1 protein-coding gene is annotated in these 972 nt (G+C 56.4%); it reads right to left on the bottom strand.

Translation table 11 applies throughout. From position 1 onward, the window contains the following. Positions 1 to 16: 16 nt before the first annotated feature. Positions 17 to 972: AAA family ATPase (locus J1784_RS00305; RefSeq protein WP_217147584.1), on the bottom strand; the 956-nt coding region annotated here is incomplete at its 5' end.

Below are 972 nucleotides of genomic sequence, written 5' to 3'. Positions count from 1 at the left end.
GTCAGCGGGTTTTCCATCAGGCCACCACGGCATCGAGCAACATACGAACGACGTCGTCTGGTGAACAGTTATCGGCATTGGCCTGATAGCTGAGCATCAGCCGGTGGCGCAGGACAGCAGGAGCGATAAGACGGATATCTTCGGGAAGCACGGCGTCACGGCCTTCCAGCCAGGCCAGTGCGCGCCCGCAGCGATCGAGCGCCAGCGTGCCGCGCGGGCTGGCACCAAAAGTAATATAACTGGCCAGCGTGTCGCTGACACCTTGCGGATGGCGGGTCATTTCCACCAGATTAATAATGTAAGTTTCCACCACCGGTGCCACATAAATCGCAGAGATTTCCTGCCAGCAGGTGGCAATCTCCTGCTGAGTCAGCATCAGGCTTTCCGGCTCAGCCGCTGTTGTTTCTGCTGCTGTTTGCTGATATTTCTGCTGCTGTTCGTCGCGCACCAGTTGCATCACTTTCTGTTCATTTTCACGCGACGGATAATCCACCAGCACTTTCATCAGAAAACGGTCAAGTTGCGCTTCCGGCAGCGGCCAGGTGCCTTCCTGGTCTACCGGGTTTTGCGTCGCCAGCACCATAAACACGCCGGGCAACGGCCAGGTTTTCCCTGCGACCGTTACATGGCGTTCTTCCATGGCTTCTAACAATGCTGACTGCACCCTGGCTGAAGCACGGTTGATCTCATCGGCCAGAATAATATTGCCAAACACCGGCCCCGGACGAAAACGAAACTGCTCTTCTTCGCGCGTGGCGTGCTGCTGATAAATTTCACTGCCGGTAATGTCAGAAGGCAGGAGATCCGGCGTGAACTGAATGCGGCTGAACTCACCTTCCACGTGACGGGCAAGTTCACGAACGGCACGGGTTTTGGCCAGACCCGGCAGGCCTTCGAGCAATACATGTCCGTCACACAACAGGGCAATCAGCAACATACGTACCAGCGATTGCTGGCCGATCACCTGCTCAT

This window comes from Rahnella ecdela (genome assembly GCF_019049625.1).
Taxonomy (GTDB): domain Bacteria; phylum Pseudomonadota; class Gammaproteobacteria; order Enterobacterales; family Enterobacteriaceae; genus Rahnella; species Rahnella ecdela.
The sequence above is the reverse complement of the archived record's forward strand: the minus strand, read 5'-3'. Positions and strand labels throughout refer to the sequence as shown.